General features: G+C 40.6%; 17 protein-coding genes. 8 read left to right on the top strand and 9 right to left on the bottom strand.

The genetic code is table 11. The features are described 5' to 3' along the window. Positions 1-30 precede the first annotated feature (30 nt). From D7322_RS02835 to D7322_RS02820, 4 genes are all read left to right on the top strand, one after another. The gene (locus tag D7322_RS02835) at positions 31-1,071 is read left to right on the top strand and encodes an Atu2307/SP_0267 family LLM class monooxygenase (protein ID WP_121121074.1); all 1,041 of its coding nucleotides are present in this window, start codon (positions 31-33) and stop codon (positions 1,069-1,071) included. A 71-nt stretch (positions 1,072-1,142) separates the two neighbouring features. After that, positions 1,143-1,724 carry a tRNA-(ms[2]io[6]A)-hydroxylase gene (gene miaE / locus D7322_RS02830; RefSeq protein ID WP_108634623.1) on the top strand — a complete coding sequence of 194 codons (582 nt, stop codon included), beginning with the start codon at positions 1,143-1,145 and terminating at the stop codon, positions 1,722-1,724. A gap of 75 nt (positions 1,725-1,799) precedes the next feature. Next, positions 1,800-2,900: a 23S rRNA (adenine(2503)-C(2))-methyltransferase RlmN gene (gene rlmN / locus D7322_RS02825; protein WP_376786660.1), complete on the top strand. Its 1,101-nt coding sequence runs from the start codon at positions 1,800-1,802 to the stop codon at positions 2,898-2,900. Positions 2,901-2,942: 42 nt separating this feature from the next. Further along, positions 2,943-3,644 carry a ComF family protein gene (locus tag D7322_RS02820; RefSeq protein WP_121121072.1) on the top strand — a complete coding sequence of 234 codons (702 nt, stop codon included), beginning with the start codon at positions 2,943-2,945 and terminating at the stop codon, positions 3,642-3,644. A gap of 29 nt (positions 3,645-3,673) precedes the next feature. On the opposite strand, the gene D7322_RS02815 is transcribed toward D7322_RS02820, so the two are convergent. After that, complete coding sequence (locus tag D7322_RS02815; protein WP_121121070.1) at positions 3,674-4,057, bottom strand: VanZ family protein; 384 nt, start codon at positions 4,055-4,057, stop codon at positions 3,674-3,676. Positions 4,058-4,212: 155 nt separating this feature from the next. Here D7322_RS02815 and D7322_RS02810 point away from each other — a divergent pair, with 155 nt between their 5' ends. The 3 genes from D7322_RS02810 to D7322_RS02800 all read left to right on the top strand — a co-directional run bounded on the left by D7322_RS02810 (position 4,213) and on the right by D7322_RS02800 (position 8,816). Next, complete coding sequence (locus tag D7322_RS02810) at positions 4,213-4,584, top strand: PadR family transcriptional regulator (protein WP_104383543.1); 372 nt, start codon at positions 4,213-4,215, stop codon at positions 4,582-4,584. Then, positions 4,577-6,247 (top strand): PspC domain-containing protein, encoded by a 1,671-nt coding sequence (locus D7322_RS02805; RefSeq protein ID WP_121121068.1) that lies wholly within the window; start codon positions 4,577-4,579, stop codon positions 6,245-6,247. The genes D7322_RS02810 and D7322_RS02805 overlap by 8 nt, the downstream gene beginning before the upstream one ends. 145 nt (positions 6,248-6,392) lie before the next feature. After that, positions 6,393-8,816: a TonB-dependent receptor domain-containing protein gene (locus D7322_RS02800; protein ID WP_121121066.1), complete on the top strand. Its 2,424-nt coding sequence runs from the start codon at positions 6,393-6,395 to the stop codon at positions 8,814-8,816. Positions 8,817-8,877: 61 nt separating this feature from the next. Here the strand turns inward: D7322_RS02800 and D7322_RS02795 are convergent, their stop codons facing one another. Continuing rightward, positions 8,878-9,888, bottom strand: coding sequence for a LacI family DNA-binding transcriptional regulator (locus tag D7322_RS02795; RefSeq protein WP_121121064.1), 1,011 nt, complete (start codon positions 9,886-9,888; stop codon positions 8,878-8,880). A gap of 218 nt (positions 9,889-10,106) precedes the next feature. Here D7322_RS02795 and D7322_RS02790 point away from each other — a divergent pair, with 218 nt between their 5' ends. After that, a complete protein-coding gene (locus tag D7322_RS02790; RefSeq protein ID WP_121121062.1) occupies positions 10,107-10,874 on the top strand; it encodes a rhamnogalacturonan acetylesterase in 768 nt (255 codons plus the stop codon). A 178-nt stretch (positions 10,875-11,052) separates the two neighbouring features. On the opposite strand, the gene D7322_RS02785 is transcribed toward D7322_RS02790, so the two are convergent. From D7322_RS02785 to D7322_RS02755, 7 genes are all read right to left on the bottom strand, one after another. Next, positions 11,053-12,672, bottom strand: coding sequence for an NADP-dependent glyceraldehyde-3-phosphate dehydrogenase (locus D7322_RS02785; protein WP_121121060.1), 1,620 nt, complete (start codon positions 12,670-12,672; stop codon positions 11,053-11,055). Between the two features lie 71 nt (positions 12,673-12,743). Then, complete coding sequence (locus D7322_RS02780) at positions 12,744-14,186, bottom strand: MFS transporter (RefSeq protein ID WP_394342578.1); 1,443 nt, start codon at positions 14,184-14,186, stop codon at positions 12,744-12,746. A 103-nt stretch (positions 14,187-14,289) separates the two neighbouring features. Continuing rightward, on the bottom strand, positions 14,290-14,934 hold the full coding sequence (locus tag D7322_RS02775; protein WP_121121058.1) for a bifunctional 4-hydroxy-2-oxoglutarate aldolase/2-dehydro-3-deoxy-phosphogluconate aldolase: 645 nt from the start codon (positions 14,932-14,934) through the stop codon (positions 14,290-14,292). Further along, on the bottom strand, positions 14,931-15,956 hold the full coding sequence (locus D7322_RS02770) for a sugar kinase (RefSeq protein ID WP_245971234.1): 1,026 nt from the start codon (positions 15,954-15,956) through the stop codon (positions 14,931-14,933). Before D7322_RS02770 ends, D7322_RS02775 begins: the two co-directional genes overlap by 4 nt. Positions 15,957-15,961: 5 nt before the next feature. Next, positions 15,962-17,362 carry a glucuronate isomerase gene (gene uxaC / locus D7322_RS02765; RefSeq protein ID WP_121121054.1) on the bottom strand — a complete coding sequence of 467 codons (1,401 nt, stop codon included), beginning with the start codon at positions 17,360-17,362 and terminating at the stop codon, positions 15,962-15,964. A 14-nt stretch (positions 17,363-17,376) separates the two neighbouring features. Next, positions 17,377-19,023, bottom strand: coding sequence for a UxaA family hydrolase (locus D7322_RS02760; protein WP_121121052.1), 1,647 nt, complete (start codon positions 19,021-19,023; stop codon positions 17,377-17,379). A gap of 12 nt (positions 19,024-19,035) precedes the next feature. Continuing rightward, positions 19,036-20,553, bottom strand: coding sequence for a tagaturonate reductase (locus D7322_RS02755; RefSeq protein WP_121121050.1), 1,518 nt, complete (start codon positions 20,551-20,553; stop codon positions 19,036-19,038). Positions 20,554-20,561 lie beyond the last annotated feature (8 nt).

The raw sequence follows: 20,561 nt of genomic DNA, 5'->3' as shown, positions 1-20,561 counted from the left end.
TTTGAGTTAGTTTTTAAATAGAGAAGAGACATGGAATTAGGAATAGGAATGTTTGGTGACTCGAGGATAGACCCCGGTACAGGTCAGATCCAGGCGCCACAGGATAGAATGAAAGAAATAATCGAAGAAATCAAACTGATGGATCAGGTTGGATTGGATTTCTTTGGGATCGGTGAGCATCATCGGGCAGATTATGCCGTTGCTGCTCCGGAGATTATAATGGCGGCGGCAGCCACAGTGACCCAAAACATCAAGTTGGGTAGCGCTGTTTCCGTATTGAGTTCGGCAGACCCCGTCAAATTATTTCAAGATTTTGCAACAGTAGATCTCTTGTCCGATGGTCGGGCAGAGCTCATGGCTGGCAGGGGGTCATTTATTGAGTCATTTCCGTTATTTGGATATGATTTAAAGGATTATGCGGATTTGTTTGAGGAGAAACTGGAACTTCTACTTCGGTTGAATAAACAGAATCCGGTTACCTGGCGTGGCAATTTTAGAGCTCCTTTGATCAATCAGGAGATTTTTCCGCGACCAAAGAATGGATCTTTGCCAATCTGGGTTGCAGTAGGAGGTACCACTTCATCTGTTATCCGTGCTGGAAAACTAGGTTTACCTGTCATGTTCGCGATTATTGGGGGGATGTACGAAAGTTTCGACCATTTGTTCGAGATGTATCGTCAGGCCTACGAAGATAATGGGCACGATATGGCAAAATTTCAAGTCGGGGTTCATATGCACGCTTTTTTTGGCGATAACAGTGGGCAGATTGCGGACTACTATTATCCCATTTACTCGGCACAGATGGATCGTATTGGAGCAAGCCGCGGATGGCCACCTTATCAACGGACACAATATGACTTTGGCAGGTCTTCAAGAGGACATCTTATTGTTGGAGATGCTGAATATGCCGTTGATAAAATTTTGGCAATCCATGAAAAATTTGGATTGACACGTTTCTCCGCGCATATGGACGTTGGCGCTCCGGGACACAAAGAGATGTTGCGGTCAATTGAAATTTATGGCGAAAAAATAGCACCTAAAATTAGGTCAATACTTAATAGAGATAGCTAAAGAAAACATTATCATTTTTTTTAAGCAGAGATATTAACTACCTTTGGCTTTAAATTATTTTAGAAAGTAAGATGCTTGGACTTAAGTTGTTGACAGATCCGCGATGGGCAAATATCGCGGAAGGAAATTTGGAAGAGATTTTGACAGATCATGCCTGGTGTGAACAAAAGGCTGCTTCAAATGCAATATCCTTGATCACAAACAACTCAGAGCACGAGGATTTGGTTCATGAATTGACAGCTATAGCCATTGAAGAGATGGAGCATTTCAAAATGGTCATTGACATCATTAAGGAACGGGGCTATACATTGGGGCGTGAACGGAAAGATGACTATGTCGGTCAATTGATGAAATTTTCCAAAAAGGACGGTAGCCGCAATATGGCGTTTATCGATAGACTATTATTTGCTGCAATGATTGAAGCGCGTAGTTGTGAGCGGTTTAGGGTCTTGTCTCAAAATATCCAGGACAAGGAGCTCGCTCAGTTTTATTACGATTTGATGGTTTCCGAAGCGAACCACTATACAACTTTTCTGAATTTTGCAAGGAAGTATTCCGTAGATGTCGATGTGGAAAAACGCTGGAAAGAGTGGTTGGATTTTGAAGGTAAACTGATCCAGTCTTACGGAAATAAAGAAGCCATACATGGCTAATGGATAGCGAATCTACCTATTTTAAAACACATACATAACAGTTGTCCCGTTCTATTTTCTTTAGAACGGGATTTTTTGTCACTTAATTATTCTTATCTTTGTACCGTGATCGAAAAAAGTAAAATAATAGATATCAGGAGTTTGTCTTTGAGTCAGATCAAAGATCAACTGACCGCGTTGGGTGAACAGGGCTTTCGTGCAAAGCAGATTTATGAGTGGATATGGGAAAAATCTTGTACAGATTTTGATCAAATGAGTAATCTGAGTAAGGCCCTGCGTGAAAAGCTGAAGGAAAATTTTACGATTAATGCAGTCAAAGTTAAAGAGTCACAAATCAGCTCGGACAAAACCATTAAAAGCAGCTTTAGGCTCTATGACGGTAATATCATAGAAGGCGTATTAATTCCTGCACCTGAGCGTATGACTGCCTGCGTGAGTTCGCAGGTGGGCTGTAGCCTGACCTGTAAATTTTGTGCAACAGGTTACATGGATCGAAAACGTAATCTTAATGCAGATGAAATTTATGACCAAGTGGTACTTATTAGTAAACAGGCTGAAGAAAACTATGGTCAGCCTTTGACAAATATTGTCTATATGGGTATGGGTGAGCCACTATTGAATTACGCCAATATGATGAAGTCTGTTGAGCGGATCACCGCTCCGGACGGCCTTAATATGGCTGCGAAACGAATCACTGTATCAACAGCCGGTATTGCGAAAATGATCAAGAAACTAGGAGACGATCAGGTACGGTTTAATCTTGCTCTTTCATTACATGCGGCAAATGATAAAAAGCGTAATGAGATTATGCCGATCAATGAGCAGAACTCTTTAGCTGCACTAGCTGAAGCGCTAAAATACTTTTATGCCAAGACAAAGAGTCCGATAACATTTGAATATATTGTATTCAATAATTTCAATGACGAGTTGGAAGACGCTAAGGAGCTTGCTAAATTTTGTAAGCATGTCCCCTGTAAAGTAAATTTGATTGAATATAACCCAATTGCTCTGGCCGACTTCCTGAATGCCGAAGCTGACAAGATAGACGTATTCGCGAATTACCTAAAAAGCCAGGGAATCATCACCAATGTAAGGCGAAGCCGAGGAAAGGATATTGATGCGGCATGCGGACAATTGGCGATAAAAGACAAGGATAAAGAGACTGCTGAGGCTTAGTTTGCAAGATTGTTGCTATCTTTAGCTGAAGAAGTTAGCATTATGCCATTTGATTTACGGAATATTCTTGGTGATTTTGTTTCCATATTCTTTCCCAAAGAATGTGCCTGTTGTGGCTGTGTGCTAAAATATCAGGAAAAATATATCTGTATTGCCTGTGATTATCATCTGCCTTATACCAATTTTCATACGTATTCGGATAACGATACCGCTAGGCAGCTTTGGGGCAAAGCGCCTATAGAAGAGGCTTGCTCTTTTCTCCTCCTACAAAAGGAAAGTCGTGTAGAGCGGCTAATCTACCAGATTAAATATAATAACCAGCCATTTTTGGCAGAATATTTTGGTTATCAGTGTGGTCACAAGCTCCTTCAATCCGAACTGTACGTTGGATTATCGGCTATTGTTCCAATACCATTACATACGAGTAAGCTTCGAAAAAGAGGGTATAATCAATCGGCCTATTTTGGTCGTGGACTGTCGCGGGTGATGCATATTCCCTTATGGGAGGACGTATTGATACGTAAGCGGGCAACAATGACACAAACAGGTAAGGACCGTTTAGCGCGTTATGAAAATGTGGAAGACATCTTTGCCTGCAAGGAGCTTTCAATGCCACAAGATGTACATATTTTACTTGTTGATGATGTACTGACAACCGGTGCTACAATTGTCTCGGCCGCAATTACGCTGCAGGAATCCCTCGGATGTAAAGTGTCCGTGGTAACCTTGGCCCGAGCCCAATAGTTTTATTCGATAGCCGGGTTTATCGCTAATCAGTGCCTCCTGTCGACATAATTCAACAGATAGGCAAATCCGGCCATCCCAATCCCTACAGAATCAGCAAATAAATCCCACAAGTCACCACTACGGTAAGTAAAAATATAAAGCTGAAGTAATTCCGTCAATCCTGCAAACAGAAAACCGAAAAAAGAGACAATAAAGATGGGTAACCAGCGTGTTGGTTTTCCGCTAAATTGTTGGATAACACCGTTGTACATCAGTGTGCAAAAAACAAAAAACATGCCCGCATGAACGAGTTTATCCATTCCGGGGTAGCTGGGAACTGTATCAAAGTTATTTCCGGGGAGCGTACATAAAACAATGACTATGATGGCCCAAATAAAACACCATTTGTAGTCCAGTAGGATTTTAATCATGGGGATAAATATCCAAAAATTTCTTGATAGAAGTGAAATGTAAATAATTTTAAAAAATTATTTACCTAATAATCAGTCTGTTAATATATTTTTTTTGTTTTATATGGTACTATGTATTGCATGGTACCATAAAATACATATATCTTTGTATTGTTATGATAGCTGAAAATACACAAATCCAAATGAGGAAGGGGATACTTGAATATTGTATCCTATCCATAATTTCTCGAGGAGAAATTTATGCCTCCGATATTATCAGCGAACTGAAGAAAGCTCAATTGTTGGTTGTGGAAGGAACCTTATATCCGCTTTTAACACGTCTAAAAAATAATGGCTTGTTGAGTTATATATGGAAGGAATCGACTTCAGGTCCGCCTAGAAAATATTATGAAATTACCCAAGAAGGACTTGATGTCCTTTCAAGATTGGACATTACCTGGAATGAATTGGTGTTTGCTGTAAACACATCATTGGTGGGTAGAAACAATGATTCAACTAAACCAGTTAAAGACAATAGCGATGAATAAGACAATAATTATCAACATAAATAGCATCGTCTTCCATATTGAGGAGGATGCTTATGAGGTACTGCGGTCGTACATGATTGATATACAGAAGCATTTTGGTCAGTCGGAAGACAGCCGTGAGATTTTGCAGGATATTGAGAACCGTATTTCAGAGATGTTTACTGAGAAGATCCAGGCGGGCAGTAAAGAGGTGCTCAATATGGAAGATGTAAATGCAGTTATTGATCAAATGGGGAGGGTTAGTGACTTTGAGTCGGAAGATCAGGATGACTATAGCTCCTTTCGGCATGAACCGAATACCAATGGTTTTAAGGTCGGTAAGAAATTAATGCGGGATCCCGACGATCGCGTTTTCAGTGGAGTCTGTAGTGGTCTTGGCCATTTTTTTGGAATTGAATCCAAATGGGTAAGGTTACTTTTTGCACTTTTTGTCATAATCGGTGGATCGGGACTATTGGTTTATGTGATACTTTGGATCGTGATGCCGCCAGCGATTACAAGAGCGGACAAAATGGAGATGCGTGGTGAAGCGCCTAATATCCAAAATTTTAAGCGCTCTTTTGATGAAGAAATGAGTGGTGTGAGAGATACCTTTTCACGTGGACTGGATCGTACAGGAGATGGGGTGACAAAGCTATTGCAAATCATCGTGAAAGCTATCGGTGTCTTTTTTGTCATCCTTGTCGGGATAACGCTTATCGGATTGATTATCGGGCTGATATTCTTTGCATTAGCTATTGTAAACGTGATTCCTGATGTGATGGACGATTCCGGGCCGTTTTATTTAATGGATCCCAGTGATGTGCCATTTGCCTTGATTGCGGGCTTTTTGTCCATATTCATTCCGCTAGCGGGGTTATTTTACCTGCTTTTACGTGTGCTCTTCGAAAAGAAACCGATGAATAACTATTTGACAACAACACTTTTCTTGGTGTGGTTGGCATCTATAGGAGCCATTATCTATTATTCAACCTCGGTTGCAAAAGAATTTAGGGAGTCGAGTACGATTGTCGAAGAAAAACCTTTACAAAGACAGCCTGTATACTTTTTAAGTGAAAATGATGTTCGGGTTATCCGTTTAAAAAATGGAGTGAAAACTGGTATCGGAATAAAAAGCGAGAATCTTTCGTCCTATCTGAAACGGGATATCCGGATCCGCATAGAACGTATTGACTCTTTGCAGGCACCTTATGTACGTTATGAATATTCTGCAAAAGGCAGTACCTATAAGATGGCTACAGATAGAGCTGCAAAGATCAATTATGCACTGAAGCAAGATACTGCTGCGTTGATTTTTGACAGTGCTTTCCAATTGAGCGAAGGTGAACGCTACCGTGATCAGGAAGTGAATGTTACTCTGTTTTTGCCTGTCGGAACAAAATTGGTGATCAATGATAATTTGGAAGGTAAATTGCGCGATATTTCATTTTACGATTGCCGCGACCGCTATAATAAAGATTTAAGGGATGTCAAGGATGTGGAATTTATTGTGACTTCGCTCGGTGTTAAATGTGCTTTGCCTCCAAAAAAATCAGATGAAGAGGAGGGAGAAGATTCTGACCGTAATGAAGTTGTTATTGCCGATACTTCCATTGTGATCCGTCGGGATACCATCATCAACGCGAAAAAAGATGGCGTGTCCGTTCAAATAAAAAATAAATAATAAGCTGTCTTCCGCTTCAACCGGGCGGAAGACAGATCATACAAGCCAATACCATGATGATGCCATTTAGCGCTGAGGTCAACTTGTAACAAGATGACGATGGCCCTTTTGAAGTTTCATTACGTTAAACAAGATTATCCTAATAATGAAAAAATATTTTTACTTCTTACTGGTAAATTTTTTAATTGTCTCCTTTGCCCATGCGCAAGTGAAAGTTACTGGGAAAGTGCACTCGGCAGATCATTTGCCGCTGCCTTTAGCAACGGCCTACCTAATGAAAGCTAATTCTGCTGTTGTCTTAAAGGCGGTAGTCACCAATGAGTACGGAGAATATCAATTCACGGACGTGGGGCCCGGAAATTATCTCGTTGAAGCAAAGATGGTGGGATATACTTCAAACCGAAGTAGCTCTTTTGCTATCGATAAGTCCGATTACTCTCCTGCTGTGATCGAGTTGATCGCGGATAACAGAAAATTAGAGGAAGTTACCGTGGAAGGTAAACGTCCTATGGTCGAGAGTAAGCCCGGTAAGTTGATCCTAAATGTAGAGAATTCTCCATTGGCTGCCGGCAACAATGCACTGGATATCGTGCAGCGTGCGCCCGGTGTTAGCTTGGACAACAACAATAATTTGCAATTGATGGGACAATCGGGGGTGGCCGTTACCATTGATGGACGACAAACCTATATGTCCGGTGAGCAACTTTTGAGCTTTTTAAAAAGCACGGATGGTAATCAGATTAAATCCGTTGAAGTGATTACGACACGATCCGCTAAGGATGATGCTGAAGGGGCTGTAGGAACGATCAACATCGTCCTTAAGAAGAATCGTATGGAAGGATTTAACGGGACCTTTAACCTGACGGCAGGAAGCGGTGAAAAATTCAAGGGAAATAGTTCCCTTTCATTAAATTACAAAAAGAATAATACAACACTGTTTGGTTCCTATGCTTATTCGGATGAAAAGTCTTACCGTAAGCTGTATATAGACCGGGTTATACAGAATGATGGTAAAAAGAAATATTTCAATCAAAAATCAATATTGGATGAAGATGAACGCAATCATTCCTACCGTTTTGGCGTTGAACAAAAGACATCTTCAAGAAATACATTAACACTGCAATTCAATGGGTCAAATAATACCGAATACAATGACAATGACAGTAGGACGAATATAGGTACTACCGTATCCGCTTATGATACGATATTAAGCTCATCGTCCTCTTTCAAAGAATTGTTTGACCGCTACTCCGCTAATCTGAATAATGAGTTTAAGATAGATTCCAATGGACGGAAACTGACTGTTGATTTGGACTGGAGCAAATTTAGGAGCAATAAACGTGTCACCTATCGCAATGAATATTTTGATGCCGGTATGAAGCCAGTTTCCCCGTTGGAAAATGAACGCAGTGGAATGCCAATCGGTATCGATATCTATGTTGCAAAGTTCGATTACGAACATCCCTTATCAAAAAAATCCAAGCTTGAGATGGGGGGGAAATATTCGAATGTAAAGTCTGATAATGATCTGCTTTTTGAAATGTTGCAGAAAGACTCCCTACAGAATAGCTCCTGGATAAATGATACGACACGTACAAATCATTTTGTCTATAAGGAGCAAATAGTGGCGGGCTATCTCGATTATAATACAAGCATTGGAAAATGGAGTTTAAAAGCTGGTGTGCGGGGAGAGTATACGATGTCAGATGGAAACTCATTAACAAAGAGCAAGCGTGTGAAACGTGATTATTTTCAACTTTTCCCCAACGCTAATTTGACCTATTCGCTAAATGAGAATCATATATTGTCTATAGGTTACACCAGAAAAGTGACCCGTCCTAATTATCGTCAACTGAATCCATTTGATTATTATATTGACAAGTTGACTTTTGAGCGCGGAAATCCTTATCTAAATCCCCAATTTTCCAATGAATTCACATTGAATTATACCTTGTTGCAGCGTTATAATGTGACATTGGGTGTCAATGATGTGAAAGACGCAATTGTAGAAAGCATGGGACAGGACTCCGTCAGAGATAAGACTTGGGTTGTGCGGGAGAATTTAGGTCGGAATTTAACCTCTTATTTAAATCTAAATATTCCCATTACGGTATTGAAGATCTGGAGCATGAATAATAATATCACTGGAATCTACTTTGATTTTGATGGTATGATTTCAGGCATTCCGATCAAAAGGAAATCATTTCTCCTTCAAGCGAATTCCATGCATAATCTAAAATTAAGTAAGAGTCTTACGGCTAATGTTAATTTACGCTATTTTTCACCTTTTAAATACAGTGTGTATGACTTAGAGGGAAGATGGGACATGGAAGTGGGAGCGACCAAAACATTTAAAGATCAGCGTAGTTCCTTAAAATTGGCGGTGAGTGATCTATTCAATACTGGCAATCAAAACCTGGTCACTACTTTTGGTCAATTTGATTCTCAGATCAGGCAACGTCAAGATCGTCGGGTTATACGGCTGACCTATTCATACAAATTTGGTAACCTTAAAAATAATTACCGTAAGAAAGATACAAGCAACGAAGAGAAAGAAAGAGCGCAATAATTACTGTTCGTTAAGTAATTGTATAAAGCCGTAAGAATATCTTGTTTTTACGGCTTTTTATTTAATCATTGGTAATCAGTTCGGTGGGTAATACACGGGTTTCAAATTCTGTAATAGGATATTTGGCTTCTATCAGTTTGATCAGCAGTTCGGTAGCAATTTTCCCCATTTCGAAAGCAGGTTGTCTGATTGCTGTGACTTTGGACGAAAATAGTTCGACAACATTAGAATTTGTAAATCCGGCAATAGCGATATTGCTAGCGGCGCCGAAATTTCTTTTTTTTGTAACATGAAGGTATCCCGTGGTCAATTTGTCTCCAGAGATAAAAATGGCATCAAAACCAATTTGGATAAGCTCTTCGATCGCTTTTTCAATTTCGTCTAAATGCAGACCCCCATATTGAGAATATTTGACAAGATTCGGGGCAAAATCGATATGATTTGCCAGTAATGCCTTTTTATATCCTTCTAAGCGATCTCTTGTTATGGACAAGGATTTTGAGCTTGTCAGATGCGCGATTTTCTTGTTTCCGAGTTTTATAAGATGCTGGGTCGCATCGTAGGCCCCTTGCTGATTGTTGACCACGACCTTGTACGTGTTAAACTGTTTTGGGATTCGATCAAAAAATACAATTGGAAATCCACGTTCTTTTAATTGATGGAGATAGGAAATGTCCTCGGTTTCTGAAGACAATGCAATCAGTAGGCCATCTATGCCTCTGGATGTTAGGTACTCCACATTAAGCCGTTCCCTTTCCGAAGACTCATGTGTCTGTGAAATAATGATCTGAAAATTTTTGTCATAAGCAATAGATTCGACGCCGTTGATGACTTGGGAGAAGAAATTATTGGCTATTTCACTCACAATAATACCAATGGAGTGGCTTCGACGTTCCTTTAAGCTCCTCGCAATGGGATTAGCACGATAATTGATTTTTTCGGCATATTCCAATACAACTTTTTTTGTTTCAGGACTTATTTCATAACTATCTCTTAATGCTCTGGAGATGGTAGAAGTTGATAAATTAAGCGCTTTAGCAATGTCTTTGATTGTATAGTTTTCGAATTTCATAATCGGCAAAATAGACTATAATATTAATCAAAAAAAATTACAAAACCTAATTAAATCCCCTGTGCAAACGTTGCCGATAACGTTTGCACAACTTTATTAATGATACTGGCATTAACAAGTGAAATATACTTTGTAAACTTGATTATAGGATAACCAAATAAATATCCATGCAGTTCGTGCAAAAGTAATTTAATCATTTTATTTAAATACCTAAAAATATGAAAAAAATCGGTACACTTATTTCGGGCTGTGTGATGATAATTTTTCTCTTGGCTTTACAGCGAGAACAAGTCCGCACAATCTATATAATTGGCGACTCTACAGCTGCGGATAAAGACAGCCATACCTTTCCAGAAACTGGTTGGGGAATGGCCTTTGCAAAGATGTTCAATCAACAGGTGAAGGTCGATAACCGTGCATTAAATGGGCGTAGTTCCAAATCCTTTAAACATGATGTGGGCAAAGATGGAAGTGCTGTAAATCATTGGAAGCCTATTTTTGAAAACCTTCGTCTAGGAGATTATGTGTTCATTCAGTTTGGACATAATGATGAAAAGATCCATAAACCTGCTGTGGGAACTTCGTTGGAAGAGTTCGAACAGAATTTGATTTTCTATATCAATCAAACAAGAGAGAAGGGCGGTACTCCGATTCTTTTGACACCGATAGTACGGCGTAAATTTGAAAATGACGTGCTCGTGAAAACCCATGGAGCATATCCTGCAATTATCCGTAGGGTTGCTAGGGATATGCAAACTCCTTTGATTGACATGGAGGATAAGACAACAAAACTTGTCATGTCCTACGGAGTGGAGGACAGTAAGAAATTGTTTTTGCATGTGAACAGCGGTGAAAAGAATTATCCACAGGGAAAGAAAGATGATACGCATCTGAATACTTTTGGTGCTAAAGAAGTGGCAAGGCTCGTTGCCGAGGGGATTCGCGATTTACAGTTACCTATTCAAGACAATCTGATTCTGAAGTAACTTTAGGACGTTATAAAATCAGGAAGAAGCATAGACTCAAATCAATTTGATTGACAGAGGGACGGCTGTCGTAAAAAGATGCAGTGGATATGAAAAGTATTTGAAGAATTTCTGAAAAAATGAATACAAAAAAGCGACATCGATAATCTCGATGTCGCTTTTTTGTATCATCCGTATACTAGAAGATATATTTCGTGCTTAAGAAATTTGATTCATTTTCACTTACGATGTCATTTAATAGTTTTTTGTTTTCCTCAGTGAATTTTGTCGCTACTAAAGAACGTATGGAGAATGAACGCAAGGCATCGACTACTGACAACGTTCCTTCAGCACTGTCCTTTCTACCTGTGAAAGGGAAAGTATCCGGGCCGCGTTGGCATTGACAATTGATGTTTACACGGCTCACTTGATTGACCAGTGGATCAATAAGCGATGAAACAACAGCTGCATTATTGCTGAAAATACTTACCTGTTGTCCATGCGAAGATCCGATTAAGTATTCGATAGGTTCTTCCAGGTCATCAAAAGGAACGACTGGGATAACCGGGCCAAACTGCTCCTCTCTATAAAGTTTCATCTGTGAATTGACAGGATAAACAATCGCCGGATAGAAGAATGATTCAGCGACTTGGCCACCGTTCTCATTCACTACTTTCGCACCGTATGCTTTTGCATCTTCAATGCATTCAGTCAAATATGCCGGTTTATTGACTTCAGGAAGCGGAGTCAAAGATACTCCCTTTTCCCATGGCATTCCATATTTCAATTTAGCAACTTCAGCAGAGAGACGTTTCAGGAACTCTTGTGCCAAGCTACGGTGCACATAGATAATTTTAAGTGCCGTGCAACGTTGACCATTGAATGAAAGTGAACCCAATACTGTTTCAGAAACTGCTAGATTTAAATCTGCATCTTTGGTAATGATTGCTGCATTTTTTGCGTCCAAACCAAGAATTGCACGGAGGCGATTCACTTTTGGATGCAATTTTTTAAGTTCGTCAGCTACACGGCTTGAACCGATTAGCGTTAATACATTGATCTTTCCCGATTGCATTAGACTAGGGACAATTTTATTGCCACGGCCATAGATCGTATTGACAACACCTTTTGGGAAACTTGTTTTAAAAGCTTCTAATAAAGGATAGTGTAATAATGTACCATGTTTAGGTGGTTTGAATAACATGGTATTCCCCATGATCAATGCGGGAATCAATGTCGTAAAGGTCTCATTCAACGGATAATTGAATGGCCCCATACAGAGTACGACTCCTAATGGAGATCTTCGGATTTGGGCAACGATACCCTGTTCGATTTGAAAACGTGAAGAATCGCGGTCTATATCTTTCAGTGCATCGATCGTCGCATAGATGTATTCTACCGTACGATCAAATTCTTTCACGGAGTCAGCGTAGGATTTGCCAATTTCCCACATAATAAGCTTGACGACAATGTCCTTCTTGGCAATCATCTTTTGTGTGAAATTTTCAACACAAGTAATACGATCGGCAACGCTCATTGTCGGCCATTCTCCACGGCCATTGTCGTATGCTTTTACAGCAGCGTCTAAGGCTTCCATGGACTCTTTTTCTGTACAAACAGGGAAACTACCGATGCGCTTACGTTTCAAGCCATCCTTAGTCTTCACACAAATAGGTGAAAAAACTTCGTTTACTTGACCCGTCCAAGAAATCATTTCTCCATTGGAAAGGAACTCTCTTTGATCGACCTGTTCGTCGAGCGTAAATTCTGCGGGAATGTCTTTCTCCTCGTAGAAGATACCTTCTAAGTTTAAGCTCATTGTTTTTAAAAATGGTTTAGATTGATATTTATAAAGATATTGCTAATATAATATAAATTTTGCAATATATGTTAATTTTTTATTAAAATAAGTTTAGGAACTAGTGTTTTCATTACGACCCATGCAATTAAATAGGCAATGGCACAGAAGGAAAAGATAATGAAATAACCTGCTTCCTCGCCTTTGAAGCCCATAAAAGTCATCTGGGTTTCTTTGGCATAATCAAATAGCCATCCTGATGTTTTGTTGATAATAAAGGCTCCTACACCTCCCGCGAGCCCCCCAATTCCGGTAACGGTTGCAATGGAGCGCTTTGGAAAAGAGTCTCCAACGGTCGAAAAGATATTGGCGGACCAGGACTGGTGTGCGGCCCCGGCGAAACCGATAAGAATGACAGGTATCCAATAGGAGATATGTCCCAGAGGCTGTGCAAAGAGTACGACCAATGGCACAAAAGCAAACAACAGCATGGCTTTCATGCGCCCTTCGTAAGCGTTCATTCCTTTTTTGTCAACAAAATAGGTTGGTAGCCATCCACCATAAATAGACAACATGGTAATTGCATAAAGCACAAAAATTGCGAGCTGTCCTTCTGTATCCGATGATTTTATGTCGTAGACGGCAGAAAGATAAGCCGGCATCCAGAATAAGAAAAACCACCAGACTCCGTCAGTCATAAATTTTCCAAAGACGAATGCCCAGGTTTGCTTATATTTTAAGCATTCAGAAATGGTCGTTCTTGGAAGTTTGGTATCGCCAGTAGGTGTGATCTGCTGTTCATGGTCATCTTGATTGATATAAGCCAGCTCGGCCGCATTGACTTTTGGGTTTTCATTTGGCTTTTTATAGAGAAACATCCAAAAACCCATCCAGACAAATCCTAATGCACCGATGATGATGAAAGACATTTCCCAGCCCCAATGCGCGGCGATTACAGGAATGGTTAAGGGAGCTGCCAAGGCGCCAATAGTTGCACCTGAATTGAAGATACTCGTTGAGAGGGCACGGTCTTTTTTCGGAAAATATTCCGCAGTGGCTTTAATCGCAGCAGGAAAATTCCCCGCCTCTCCGACCGCAAGAACAAAGCGGGCAAAGATAAATAGATTGACACTGACACTGATTACTAACCCCACGTTGTTGACATGAGAAATTGCCTCTTTTGCGCCTTCGAAACCAACGAACCATTCACCAGCAACAATTCCTGACGTCGCTATACCACAGAAGGCATGCAGTATTGCGCCAAAGGACCAGATTCCAATTGCCCATAGAAAACCTTTTTTTGTATCCATCCAATCCACAAAGCGACCTGCAAACAGCATACTGATGGCATAAAAGATTGAAAACAGGGCCGTAATGTTACCATAGTCCGTATTTGTCCAATGAAATTCGGGGCTAATAAAATCCTTCCAGGTCAGGGATAGCACCTGGCGGTCCAGGTAATTGATTGTAGTAGCAAAAAATAGTAAGGAGCATATTACCCAACGGTAATTACCCTTTTTCTCCGTGTTGATCATAATGGGTTAAATAGTTTATTTTTAGTGTAAGCGTCTGTTTTTTCACGCTAATAAGGTCCCTCCGTATTTGCTTTTTAAAGCTGGTACCAGAGGGATTTTACTGTTATCGTGCTTTCGAGACGAAGTCAAGTGCCTTTTTAGTGTTCTCAAATAAGTTGCCAGTGTCTTTAGGATCAATTAACTTACTGCCCATCCCTACTGCGCATACACCGGAGTTGAACCAAGCTTTTAAGTTTTCCATTTCGATTTCTACACCCCCCGTAGGCATAAATTTCTGACCTTTAAAAAGGTCCCGGATAGATGACATAAATGTTGGCCCCAGTATATTTGCAGGGAACAATTTTATAAGTGCTGCTTGTTGCTGTTGCGCTGTATAGATTTCTGTTGGGGTCATACATCCCGGAATCCATAATTTATGCTGCTCATGAACAAGCGACCCCACCAAAGGATTTACAATCGGAGAGACAATAAAATCGGCACCGATTTGCAGAAATTGTTGCGCTTCCTCAACCGATTTGATGGTGCCTATACCCAAATAAAGGTCAGGCATGTCAAGGTTTCTTGCGGCAATTAAACTCTCAAAAACTGTTAATGCTTCGGGACCACGGTTTGTAAATTCAAAGACACGTATACCGGCTTGGTATAAGGTTCGCAGAATAGCTATACTTTCGGCCTTATCGTGATGGAAGAACAAAGGAAGTATCCCTTGTTCAAGGATTTTATCTAATACAATTTCTTTCAAATTCATGCTATCATTCTATTTTTTATATCTTCCACTGTACTTGTTGTCGCATCGCTGGCGATAAACAGTTTATCAAATGCGGCAAGTGTTGCAAACTCTAGGGTCTCTTTGGGAGAAAGGTTGGAGTATAAGCCGTAAATCAAGCCCGCCATAAAGCAATCGCCACTGCCCACCTTATCCAAAATTTCTTCGGCTGTATATTCCGTTGATTTAATCAGGCTGTCTTTGTCAAAAAATGTGGTATAATACTTGATACCTTTGCTTTGATGGTCAAAACGAAAGGTGTTGGCCACATATTGACAAATCGGATTCACGGAAATGATCTCTTTGCTTGTACGATCTGCCTGTGCCAGTAAGTCTTCTTCCTGATACCCCGAAGAAGAAGTTCGGAATTTCTCGTCTAGCTGCGTGCCGAGCATTTGATGTGCAGCCCAGATATTCCCCATGATTAAATTGCAATATTGGGCAATTTTGGGCATAATTTCTTTCGGTGCTTTCCCATATTTCCAAAGCTTTGCGCGGTAGTTAAGGTCCAATGATACAAAAATGCCTTTTTCCTGTGCTTTTATAACTGCTTCTTGGCATAGATCAGCAATATCTTGACTAATAGCAGGACAGATCGCTGAAAAATGAAACCATTTGACATCAGCAAAAATCTCTTCCCAATCAATGCTGCCAGCTTTGAGGTTTGCAAATGAAGAATTCGCACGATCATAGATGACACCGGCATTTTTTAGATCTTTCCCTTTTGGGAGATAATAAATCCCTAATCTCTCGCCGGTCCACAGCATAGTCGAGGTGTCTATGTTTTTGTTTTTTAGGTAGTTGTTAATACCTTCACAGATGGCGTTTTGAGGAATTGCGGATAAATAGGATGATGGTACATTCCACAATGCTAAGGCTGTGGCGACATTCAGTTCTGCTCCCCCCACGTAGAAAGGCAGCTGGTGTTGTTCAATCCAATCTTGTTCGATGTCGGGACAGATCCGTAACAACAATTCTCCAAAGCTTAAAACTTTACCCTGCATATTCATTAAAATTCAAAATATTCTTTCGCGTTATTATAGCTGATATCTGTTATGATTTTCCCTATCCATTCGATATCATTTGGTATTTCTCCTCTTTCGATGTCCTTCCCGAAGATGTCACACAATAATCTTCTGAAATATTCATGTCTCGGGAATGACAGGAAGCTTCTGGAGTCGGTCAACATACCAACAAGACGGCTTAATAAACCCATATTCGACAATGTATTGATTTGTTTTGTCATACCATCTTTTTGGTCTAAAAACCACCAGGCAGAGCCGAACTGGATTTTTCCCTTGATAGAACCATCGTTGAAATTCCCGATCATAGTCGCAATAAGTTCATTGTCCGCCGGATTGAGATTATACAAGATGGTCTTGGTTAGCTTATCTTGATTGTCTAATTTATTCAAAAAATTTGACAATGCACGTGCCTGGCTAAAATCTCCGATGGAGTCCCAGCCTGTATCTGGTCCGATCAAGCGATGCATACGGGCATTATTGTTGCGTAATGCACCTAAGTGGTATTGCTGAACCCAGCCTTTTTCATGATCCCATTCTGCAAAATAAATCAGCATTGCAGATTTGAATTTCAGATTTTCGGCCAAGGAGATTTCCTTTTTTGTACGAATTTTATCAAAGATCGTCACGATTTCCTGTTCGGTATAGTCTTCTGCATAGATTTGTTCCAGGCCGTGATCCGACACTTTGCATCCGTTGGCAGCAAAGAAATCATGTCTTGCTTTTAATGCCTTCAAGTAATCTCCAAGACTATTGATTTGAATATCGCTGACCTCTTCCAGTTTATCGATGTATTGATTCAACGCAATGATATCGTCCGAATTCATGGCTTTATCAGGACGAAAGGCGGGAAGCATCTTGAACGATTCTTTCTCCTTGGCGAATTGTTGGTGAAACTCGAGACTATCGATCGGATCGTCGGTGGTACAAACGACCTCAACATTCATCATTTTCAATAATCCGCGAACCGAATGGCTATCTTGTTGTAATAAGGCACCTGTATCAGCGTATATCTTGGCTGCCGTTTTTGGGGACAGCAAATCTGTGATGCCAAAGTAACGTTGCAATTCAAGGTGTGTCCAGTGGTGTAATGGGTTGCGCAATGTATAAGGAACCGTTTCCGCCCATTTGATAAATTTTTCTTCATCCGAAGCATCACCCGTAATATAGCGTTCATTGATACCATTGGCGCGCATGGCCCGCCATTTATAATGGTCGCCATGCAGCCACACTTGGCTAATGTTGTCAAATTTGACATTATTAGCGATCTGTTCCGGAATCAAGTGATTGTGATAATCAATAATCGGCAAATGCTTTGAATAGTTGTGATACAGCTCTTCGGCTGTTTTTGTGTTTAATAAAAAGTTGTCGTCTAAAAAAGCTTTCATACAATATCCTATTTTTATAAACTCACACCTCTTTTCCAAGGTATGAAATCGTCTTGGTTTAATTGGACAGCTTTAGGTGTTATTTCGCCACTAGCTGCTTTGATACAATATTCTAAAATATCCTCCCCCATGGCCTGGATAGATTTATCTCCATCTATAATAGGACCGGTATTGATATCAATGATGTCGGCCATTTTGGTGGCTAATACATTATTTGTTGCTACTTTGATGACCGGACATATTGGATTACCTGTAGGGGTACCCAAGCCTGTTGTAAACAGAATGAGTGTTGCGCCCGCCGCTGCTTTTCCAGTTGTTGCTTCCACATCGTTTCCGGGCGTACAGACTAAGTTAAGACCGGGCTTTGTCGCTTCCTCGGTATAGTCCAGGACATCTACAACGGGTGAGGTTCCACCTTTTTTTGCGGCACCATTACTTTTTATAGCATCCGTGATAAGCCCATCACGGATATTGCCTGGGGATGGGTTCATATAAAACCCCGAACCAACAGCCTCTGCGGCATTGCTGTAGGCAGTCATAAGGTCAATAAATTTATTGGCGGCGTTTGGATCGATAGTACGGTCTATTAGGTTTTGCTCGGCACCACATAGTTCCGGAAATTCGGCCAATAGTACTTTTCCGCCAAGAGCAACCAATAGGTCGGCGGTGTAACCTACGGCAGGATTGGCTGAAATGCCGCTGAATCCATCACTGCCACCGCATTTTACACCTAAGGTCAATTTGCTCAATGGTACTGGCTGTCTACCGAGTTTATTAATTTCTGTCAGCCCAATAAAAGTTTGCAGTATCGCCTCCTTCAGCAATTGCTCCTCACTTTTTGATTGTTGCTGTTCAAACAAGTACAAGGGTTTATCAAAATTTGGATTACGTAGCTTAATGTCGTTGACTAGATCATTCAGCTGTAAATTTTGGCAGCCTAGACTCAATACCGTAATGCCTGCGACATTCGGATGGTCGGCGTAGGCCGCAAGCAATTTGCTCAAGATGGCCGCATCTTGTCGAATTCCGCCACAGCCACCCTGATGGTTCAAAAATTTGATGCCATCCACGTGCTTGAATACACGGTCAGACTGTTCGGTAATCGTGTTAAGCTGTTCTAGTGAGGACAGGTCTAACGTTTCACCTTTTTCATAGGCTTTTAACAGCTGATGGGTGAAGTTCTTGTATTTTGCAGTGACTGAATAGCCAAGCTCATTATACAGCGCCTCTTTGATAACATCAAGATTTCGGTTCTCGCAGAATACAGTTGGGATAAATAGCCAGTAATTTGCGGTTCCAACACGGCCGTCCGGGCGAAGATAGCCATTGAAAGTTCTCCCTTCAAACTTTGAAACATCAGGCTTTTCCCAGTGATAGTTTGAAGGTCTGAAATGATAAGGCTCTACCGCATGTTTGGTGTTGTCTGTATTCATAATGCTTCCCTGAGGGATATCAAATTGAGCCTTTCCAACGAGTACACCATACATGTAGATTTCGTCACCAAAGTGCATGTCCTGCATAAAAAATTTATGCTTGGCCGGAATATCTTCTTGTAGAATATAATGTATATCCTCAAATGAAATCACATCACCTTTTTTGAGATCTTGTAATGCGACCAAAACATTGTCTTTGGGATGTATCTTTAATACGTTGTTTTTCATTTGTAGTGCTATTTATACCTTTTTATTATCAAGAACTGATGAAATTTCAAGTGCTTTTAATGCTCCTTTTTCAATGATCTGCTGTAATTTCTGGTTGACTGTTTCTTCAAAATGAGGAAACTCCGTTAAATTGATCCCCCATAAATCCGTATCTGAAAGCACGGTATGGACAAGTTTATCTGGATTGGTCCAGGCCATATATAATCTTGGAGCCAATTCGTCCTGGAGCATGATTGTCCGTCCATTGATCACCTGCGTATATTGATCGCCGTCCAGCTTGGATTTTAATAGATAGAGATAAGCCGCGAATCCAAGTGCAAACAGTTGTGGTGCTTCATGGTGGGCTGTATACCACTTTCTTAGCAGTGGGATATTGCGCATCGCCATTTTTGAGCTGTAATTTAAAGCAATGGATTCCCATTTGTGCTCAAGATGAGGATTCGCAAAGCGATCGATTACTTTGGATGAGAAATCGTTGATGTCCGCAACTGAAATACTGTCGCTTAAAATTGCGGGACCAATTTCATCTTGCATTAAAAGTCGTATAAATTGGTTGAATGCTGCATTTTGCATAGCCTCCTTTACCGTATTGAAACCCGCAAGAAGTGCAAGGGCACAACTTAATGTATGTGTTCCATTAAGGAGCCTCAGTTTGATTTCCTTATATTTTTCAATGGAAGGAACCAGCAATACATTTGAGTCCGCTAAGGCAAATGACAACCGTTGTTGCACACGTTCAGAAATAGCTTCTATCGCCCACAAGCGAAACGGTTCGGCCATAATCATCAATTGATCTTCGTAGCCCAGTAAGGTACAGGTTTTCGTGTATTCCGCTAAAGGCAATGCTCCGGGAACAATACGGTCTACCAGCGTGTTGCAAAAGTCATTGGCGGTATCAAGCCAGTTCAAAAACTCTTTCGGGAGCTTATTCAGCTCAGCAAGATCCCTTATTATTGATTTCAGTTTAGTGCCATTGTCCGTGATCAATTCGGTCGGAACAATGGTTAAACCTTTATTTTTGTCGGCATTGAAGTAAACAAATCTCCGGTATAAAATGGCTAAAAGTTTACCTGGAAAAGAAGCCGGTGGTGCGTCATTGATAGTATCTTCACTCATGACAATGCCAACTTCTGTGGTGTTGGAAAAGACAATTTCAAGGTCAGGATTTTCGGCACTTTTTAATATCTCTGACCAATTTTTGTTGGCCGCCAGCACACGTGAAATCGAATTGTTGATTTCGTAATGTGAAATTTCCTCACCGTCTTCTATACCTTTAATAGCTAATGTATATAGGTTGTTTTGCTGTTCGAAGGCATCAGCACCGGCTGAAATTGTTGATTTTACAACAAGGATTCTGCCACAGAACAGGTTTTGTTGATTGGCTTTATGGACAAAGTAATCTGGTAGGCCTCTGAGCAGTACGCCCGTGCCGAATTGAAGAATCTTTTCTGGATAAGAGAAAGATGATTCGGTAGGCTTACTGACCAGATCCGAACCAATTGTATTTATAGTATGTTTTGTGAGTAACATCTGATAAC

The organism is Sphingobacterium puteale, from assembly GCF_003627955.1.
GTDB classification, from domain to species: Bacteria; Bacteroidota; Bacteroidia; order Sphingobacteriales; family Sphingobacteriaceae; genus Sphingobacterium; species Sphingobacterium puteale.
This window is presented reverse-complemented; position numbering and strand designations above follow the sequence as displayed.

Excerpts from the sequence above, each read along its gene's own strand:
- uxaC (WP_121121054.1), bottom strand. The coding sequence starts at position 17,362 with ATGAAAGCTTTTTTAGACGACAACTTTTTATTAAACACAAAAACAGCC.
- D7322_RS02760 (WP_121121052.1), bottom strand. The coding sequence starts at position 19,023 with ATGAAAAACAACGTATTAAAGATACATCCCAAAGACAATGTTTTGGTC.
- D7322_RS02795 (WP_121121064.1), bottom strand. The coding sequence starts at position 9,888 with ATGAAATTCGAAAACTATACAATCAAAGACATTGCTAAAGCGCTTAAT.
- D7322_RS02785 (WP_121121060.1), bottom strand. The coding sequence starts at position 12,672 with ATGAGCTTAAACTTAGAAGGTATCTTCTACGAGGAGAAAGACATTCCC.
- D7322_RS02790 (WP_121121062.1), top strand. The coding sequence starts at position 10,107 with ATGAAAAAAATCGGTACACTTATTTCGGGCTGTGTGATGATAATTTTT.
- D7322_RS02770 (WP_245971234.1), bottom strand. The coding sequence starts at position 15,956 with ATGCAGGGTAAAGTTTTAAGCTTTGGAGAATTGTTGTTACGGATCTGT.
- D7322_RS02805 (WP_121121068.1), top strand. The coding sequence starts at position 4,577 with ATGAATAAGACAATAATTATCAACATAAATAGCATCGTCTTCCATATT.
- D7322_RS02820 (WP_121121072.1), top strand. The coding sequence starts at position 2,943 with ATGCCATTTGATTTACGGAATATTCTTGGTGATTTTGTTTCCATATTC.
- D7322_RS02780 (WP_394342578.1), bottom strand. The coding sequence starts at position 14,186 with ATGATCAACACGGAGAAAAAGGGTAATTACCGTTGGGTAATATGCTCC.
- D7322_RS02810 (WP_104383543.1), top strand. The coding sequence starts at position 4,213 with ATGATAGCTGAAAATACACAAATCCAAATGAGGAAGGGGATACTTGAA.
- D7322_RS02775 (WP_121121058.1), bottom strand. The coding sequence starts at position 14,934 with ATGAATTTGAAAGAAATTGTATTAGATAAAATCCTTGAACAAGGGATA.
- D7322_RS02800 (WP_121121066.1), top strand. The coding sequence starts at position 6,393 with ATGAAAAAATATTTTTACTTCTTACTGGTAAATTTTTTAATTGTCTCC.
- D7322_RS02835 (WP_121121074.1), top strand. The coding sequence starts at position 31 with ATGGAATTAGGAATAGGAATGTTTGGTGACTCGAGGATAGACCCCGGT.
- miaE (WP_108634623.1), top strand. The coding sequence starts at position 1,143 with ATGCTTGGACTTAAGTTGTTGACAGATCCGCGATGGGCAAATATCGCG.
- D7322_RS02815 (WP_121121070.1), bottom strand. The coding sequence starts at position 4,057 with ATGATTAAAATCCTACTGGACTACAAATGGTGTTTTATTTGGGCCATC.
- D7322_RS02755 (WP_121121050.1), bottom strand. The coding sequence starts at position 20,553 with ATGTTACTCACAAAACATACTATAAATACAATTGGTTCGGATCTGGTC.